Source organism: Mesorhizobium sp. M7D.F.Ca.US.004.01.2.1 (assembly GCF_003997785.1).
In the GTDB taxonomy this organism is placed as follows: Bacteria; Pseudomonadota; Alphaproteobacteria; order Rhizobiales; family Rhizobiaceae; genus Mesorhizobium; species Mesorhizobium loti.
The window spans coordinates 1-5,457 of the sequence record NZ_RZRQ01000361.1; the positions used below are offsets into that span (position 1 = coordinate 1).

Annotated in this window: 7 protein-coding genes and 1 pseudogene; 4 read left to right on the forward strand and 4 right to left on the reverse strand. The window is 63.2% G+C overall.

The window, feature by feature from the left end:
• Positions 1-330: pseudogene (locus tag EN993_RS30285) on the forward strand (molybdenum cofactor sulfurase); the annotation flags it as partial.
• A 66-nt stretch (positions 331-396) separates the two neighbouring features.
• Here the strand turns inward: EN993_RS30285 and EN993_RS30290 are convergent.
• Both EN993_RS30290 and EN993_RS30295 read right to left on the reverse strand, forming a co-directional pair.
• Positions 397-1,236 carry an SDR family oxidoreductase gene (locus EN993_RS30290; protein WP_109668310.1) on the reverse strand — a complete coding sequence of 280 codons (840 nt, stop codon included), beginning with the start codon at positions 1,234-1,236 and terminating at the stop codon, positions 397-399.
• Positions 1,237-1,367: 131 nt separating this feature from the next.
• Positions 1,368-2,324: a D-amino acid aminotransferase gene (locus EN993_RS30295; RefSeq protein ID WP_109668309.1), complete on the reverse strand. Its 957-nt coding sequence runs from the start codon at positions 2,322-2,324 to the stop codon at positions 1,368-1,370.
• Between the two features lie 156 nt (positions 2,325-2,480).
• Here EN993_RS30295 and EN993_RS30300 point away from each other — a divergent pair, with 156 nt between their 5' ends.
• Positions 2,481-2,984 carry a hypothetical protein gene (locus EN993_RS30300; protein WP_127265616.1) on the forward strand — a complete coding sequence of 168 codons (504 nt, stop codon included), beginning with the start codon at positions 2,481-2,483 and terminating at the stop codon, positions 2,982-2,984.
• Positions 2,985-3,142: 158 nt separating this feature from the next.
• On the opposite strand, the gene EN993_RS30305 is transcribed toward EN993_RS30300, so the two are convergent.
• Positions 3,143-3,457 (reverse strand): DUF2293 domain-containing protein, encoded by a 315-nt coding sequence (locus EN993_RS30305; RefSeq protein WP_109668304.1) that lies wholly within the window; start codon positions 3,455-3,457, stop codon positions 3,143-3,145.
• Complete coding sequence (gene tsaA, locus EN993_RS30310; protein WP_109668303.1) at positions 3,454-3,993, reverse strand: tRNA (N6-threonylcarbamoyladenosine(37)-N6)-methyltransferase TrmO; 540 nt, start codon at positions 3,991-3,993, stop codon at positions 3,454-3,456. Before tsaA ends, EN993_RS30305 begins: the two co-directional genes overlap by 4 nt.
• Before the next feature lie 186 nt (positions 3,994-4,179).
• Between tsaA and EN993_RS30315 the strand changes: the two genes are divergently transcribed.
• Together EN993_RS30315 and EN993_RS30320 are read left to right on the forward strand one after the other, a co-directional pair.
• The gene (locus EN993_RS30315; RefSeq protein WP_109668485.1) at positions 4,180-5,202 is read left to right on the forward strand and encodes a metalloregulator ArsR/SmtB family transcription factor; all 1,023 of its coding nucleotides are present in this window, start codon (positions 4,180-4,182) and stop codon (positions 5,200-5,202) included.
• On the forward strand, positions 5,199-5,457 hold a 259-nt coding region (locus tag EN993_RS30320), incomplete at its 3' end, for a methylenetetrahydrofolate reductase (RefSeq protein WP_206532441.1). The genes EN993_RS30315 and EN993_RS30320, both read left to right, overlap by 4 nt.

Sequence of the window (5,457 nt, forward strand, 5' to 3'; positions counted from 1 at the left end):
GGCCTGGCCGAGATCAAGCCGGAATGGATCGGCGCCAATCTTTTGATCGAAGGGGTGCCGAACCTCTCTATGCTGCCTGCCGGCACGCTGCTGTTCTTCAAGGGCGGCGTTGCCATCAAGGTCGACGCACAGAACGGACCATGCCGCATCGCCGGCCGGTCGATCGCCGAGAATGCCGGAATGGCCGACGTCGAGGCCGGTGCGCTGCTGTTCCCGAAGGTCGCGAAACGGCTGCGTGGCGTCGTCGCCTGGGTCGAAAAACCAGGAACCATCAAGGCCGGTGAGGAGATGTCCGTGCGCGTGCCTGAGCAGTGGATTTATGAGGCATAGCTGTGCGGCAACCAGAGGGCAGGGGCTACGCCGCCTTATGAGGCGGCGTAGCAAAGCCGCCAAGCGTTAGCTCTTGCGGTTTTTCTTCGCGCCTTGCGCCATGATGGAAACGTGATCCCATTTGTCCCAGGTGGCGAGCCGGTTGGCGTATTCCTGGCGTATCATCGGCAGGCCGCCGTCGCCGAAGAACACCCGGAGCGGTGGCTCGGCAGCATCGACAATGGCCAGCATCGCCGGCCCGGTGGCCTCGGGATCGCCGGCGACCGAATTGGCGCGGCGCTCGGCCATCTTGGCGCGGGCAGGCGCATAGGCCTCGATAGGCTGGGAGACCTTTGCCGACGGGCCGGCCCAGTCGGTGGAGAAGCCACCCGGCTCGACCAGCGTCACATGGATGCCGAATTCCGCGACTTCGATGCTGAGCGACTGGCTGAAAGCCTCCAGCGCCCATTTCGAGGCGTGGTAGAGGCCGAGCGAGGCAAAGGCATTGACGCCGCCGATCGACGAGATCTGGATGATGTGGCCGGACCGCTGCGCCCGCATGATCGGCAGCGCGGCCTGGGTGACCCACAGGGCGCCGAAGACATTGGTTTCGATCTGGTCGCGGGCTTCCTGTTCGCTGACCTCCTCGATGGCGCCGAAATGGCCGTAGCCGGCATTGTTGATGACGACGTCGAGCCGGCCAAAGCGCTTGTGCGCCTCGGCGACAGCGGCATCGACGGCTTTCTTGTCGGTGACGTCGAGCTTTATCGCGGCGACGTTGTCGCCATATTTCTCGACGAGATCGGCGAGCGTGCCGGCGTCGCGGGCGGTCGCGGCAACGCGGTCGCCACGCGCGAGCGCCGCCTCGACCCAGACGCGGCCAAAACCCTTCGACGATCCGGTGATGAACCAAACCTGGTTTGTCATGATGTGGAATCCTTGCCCCTGCGGGCGCAATTTTCTGGTGAAAGCGGAGGCTTCTCCGCTTTCGGCATATACGGCCTATCCCGTGATTTTCCAGAGGCGGGGGGATTCTTTTTGAACAAGAGGCCCCTTGATCAGGGGTAATTCACCTGAGACGACCATGCCGGGTCGTCGTGCTTTTGCCAGTAGAGTGCCATCAGCCGGCTAGTGATCGCGCCGACCTTGCCGTGCGCAATCCGGACGCCGTCGATCTCCGTCACCGGCATGATGCCGCCCGCGGTCGAGGTGATGAAAACCTCGTCTGCCTCGCGCAATGCGGCGACGCTAACATCGGTGGCGGTGGCGGCAAGACCTTCTTCGGCGCACAGGTCGAAGACCGTGCGGCGGGTGATGCCGGGCAGCACGCCAATGGAAGGCGTCGACAGTTTTCCATCCCTGACGCAGAAGACGTTGAAGCCCGGGCCTTCGGCGACGTTGCCATTGAAGTCGAGAATCACTGCGGTCTCGGCGCCGCGGTCATAGGCATCGTAGAGGCCGCGCACCAGATCGAGCCAGTGGTAGTTCTTGATCGCCGGGTCGATCGAGGCCGGCGGAATACGCACCTTGTCGCTGATGGCGACACGCAGGCCGCGCTGCAACTGCTCGGCATTGGCGACCGAGCCGAACGGCACGGCGAACGCCATGAAGCGGTTGACTGCCTGGCGCGGGTCGCGGCTGAAGGTCGGCGAGGTGCCGCGCGTGCACAGCATCTCGACATAGGCGGCGCGATGACCCGACAGCGCCACGCAATTGTGCAGGATTTCGGTCACGCCTTCGCGATCGAAGGGAATGGTCATGCGCAGCTTTTCCAGCCCGCCGAAGAAGCGGTCGAGATGCAAATCGAGGCGGAAGAAACGGCCATTCCAGACATGCACGGTGTCGTAAGTGGCGTCGGAATGCAGAAAACCCCAGTCCAGCACCGAGATCTTGGCTTGCGACATCGGCAGGTACTGGCCGTCGAGGAAAGCGACGCCCTCGGGATAGGAATGCGGGTCGACGTGGCGGTCGCCAACCACGGGCAGTTGCTTCTCGTCCCGTGTCATCTGGCTCATCGGGGCCTCCTGTCGCGCAAGGCGAGGTCAGTAGGCTACCGGCGGTGCGCAGAAGGCATAGAGCCACCCGCCCGGCGCTGTTCGGCCTCGATGACGATCTCGCTGATACATTGGATCGGAATTGCCTTACATTGCGCGCTCTGAACGGAGGGGAAGATGGGCAGGCTTGGGGCCGTCATAGCAGCCATGACGATGTTCGGCGCTGCGGGCGAAGCCAGCGCCCAGTGCGCGCGCGAAGGCGAGGAATTGTGCCAGAGCAGCCAGACCTATCGCTGCGAGAAAACCGGCAACGAATTGACGCCGATCTTCCAGAACCTGCCTTGCGCGGTGAATGTGCCGTCGCTGAGCGGCACCTGGGTCGGCAGCGGCCACCAGAGCCCGGCCGGCGATGCCGGGGCCGACTGGACGATCGCCATGACGATCAACGATGGCGGCGCGTCGATCGACTATCCGTCGCTCGGCTGCGGCGGATCCCTATCGCAGACGTCCAGGGACGATATTTCGGCGGAATACCACGAGAGCATCACTTACGGTCAGGACAAATGCATAGACGGCGGCAATATCACCGTCAGGTTCTTCAAGGGGAATCTGTCCTGGACCTGGGTCGGCCAGGCTGACGGCCAGCCCTACAACGCAGTCGCCGTTCTGAAGCGGAAATAAGAGACTGTTTGGAAATTCTACACTGGCGGCCGTCTAGCGGCGTTTTCTGCGCTTCCAGTGCTCATGGACCCAAATGTCCGCTGCGCTCCGGTTCTCGAAACCACCACCATATGACTCGCCAGAGCGAATTCGAAACAGTCTCCAGGCGGACTACCGCCTCAATCCTCTTCGTCGTCGGCGTCGAGCAGGCGTGTCGCGCGCCAGCGGGTGAGCACGATGTTGATCTGCTCGATGACGAAGAAACGCGCCGAGTCGCGGTCGTAACCTTCGGCCAGAAGCTTTTCGTAGTCGGTGTGCATGTGGCGGATATGGGCAATCGTCGCCAGCCATACGGCGATGCCCGGCGGCAAGGTCTTCATGTGAACCGCGCCGGCGTCGGTGCGGATCTTCTCCATGTCGGCATAGGGCGCCAGCGGCAGAAGTGCGGTCAGCGCCTTGGCGATGGCGCGGCGGCGGCCGGTCGGCGCTGTCATCGCCGACCCCCATTGGGCTCGTCGCGTCCTTCGATGGTCGCCTCCGGTATGGCGTCGGTCGAGGCGAAATAAGGCTTGATGTCGATGACCGGCGTGCCGTCGAGCACATCGATGGCGTCGAGATCGATGCGGCCGGTACCGATGTCGACGGCAATCAGCCTGGCGATATGCAGCCCGATAGGGTTCGGGCGAGCAGGGGAGCGCAGCGAAAATACGCCTTTCGTTTCAGCCGCATGGCGCGGTTTCTGCACAATCAGAGTCCGCGGCGCATGATGCAGCCAGGACAGGATGATGACGTGGCTGGCGCGCTCCAGCCCCTGCAGGCCATCGCGATAGGGCGCGTCGATGGTCAGCACCGCCTCCTGCCCGGTCTCGCGCGCGGTGCGCATGTTCTTCGGGCATGTTTCGCGCGTCGTCCATGGCGAGGCGATGTGGCCGATGAAGACGATCCCGCCATCAGGCGGCATCAGTGCCGGATCGTTCTCCAGCCTCTGCTCGCCTTCGCGCGTCTCGAACATCTCACGCGTTTCGGTCATCCTGCTCTCATCTCGCATCTTTTTGTTCGTGCATGTCGTTGCCCCAAAACCGCGACCCACTTTTGGGCCACATGCATCGCGAGTCGACGCATGCGCCATTTTCTTGTCCGGAAGCGACATAGCGCTTGCAAGGTTTTGAAAATCGACATAAACATATGTTTATATCTTTTCAAAGAGAATACGCTGATGCATGTCTCGCTCGACACCATGGTGGATACGTTGAAGGCGGCGGCCGAATCCAGCCGGCTGCGCATACTGGCACTGTTGTCGCGCGGCGACCTCACCGTTTCCGACCTTACCGAAATTCTCGGCCAGTCGCAGCCGCGCGTTTCGCGGCACCTGAAGCTCTTGCTGGAGGCCGGGTTGATCGGCCGCTACCAGGAAGGGTCGTGGGCCTTCTTCCGCCTGTCGGACGCGGATTCCGCGCGGGACTTCGTCATGGGGCTGGTTTCCGGCATTCGCGGTGCCGATCCGCAGGTCGAGCGCGATCTTGAGCGCCTGGCCTCGGTCAAGCGCAAGCGGCAGGACCGGGCGGTCGAGTATTTTTCCGTGAATGCTGCGAGCTGGGATCATATCCGCTCGTTGCATGTGCCGGACCGCGCCGTCGAAGCCGCAATGTTGAAGCTGGTGGGCAAGCGGCCGTTCCAGTCGATGCTCGATCTCGGCACCGGCACCGGGCGGTTGCTCGAAATCTTCTCGCCGCTCTATCGGCGCGGTGTCGGCATCGACATGTCGCGCGAGATGCTGACCGTGGCGCGCGCCAATCTCGACAAGGCCGGCGTTTCGAATGCGCAGGTGCGGCAGGGCGACATCTTCGCGCCGCCGGTCGAGCGCGATGCCTTCGATCTCGTCACCATCCATCAGGTGCTGCACTATCTCGACGATCCCGCCCGCGCCATCCACGAGGCGGCGCGGCTTTTGCGTCCAGCCGGGCGGCTGGTCATCGTCGATTTCGCGCCGCATGCGCTGGAATTCCTGCGCGAGGAGCACGCGCATATGCGGCTCGGCTTTTCCGACCGGCAGATCGCCGACTGGTTTGCGGAAGCCGGACTCGATCTCGAGGATGCCCAAGAGTTCGAGCCGCGCGGCGGCAACGAGGCGAGGCTCACCGTGAAACTCTGGCTTGGCCGCGACCGGCGCCTCCTGATCGCCGATCCTTCCAACGACACAAGGCAGGCCAAAGCGAACTCGATAGGGGAAATCGCATGAACCAGTTCCGCTTTTCCCGCCGCCCCGACATTGGCGACAAGGTCCGGGTTTCCTTCGAATTCTTCCCACCGAAGACGGACGAGATGGAAGCAAGGCTGTGGGAGACGGTCACAAGGCTGGAGCCGCTGAAGCCGAAATTCGTCTCGGTGACCTACGGCGCCGGCGGCTCGACGCGCGAGCGCACCGCCCGTACTGTAAAGCGCATCCTGACGGAAACCGCTATTCCCGCCGCGGCGCATCTGACCTGTGTCGGTG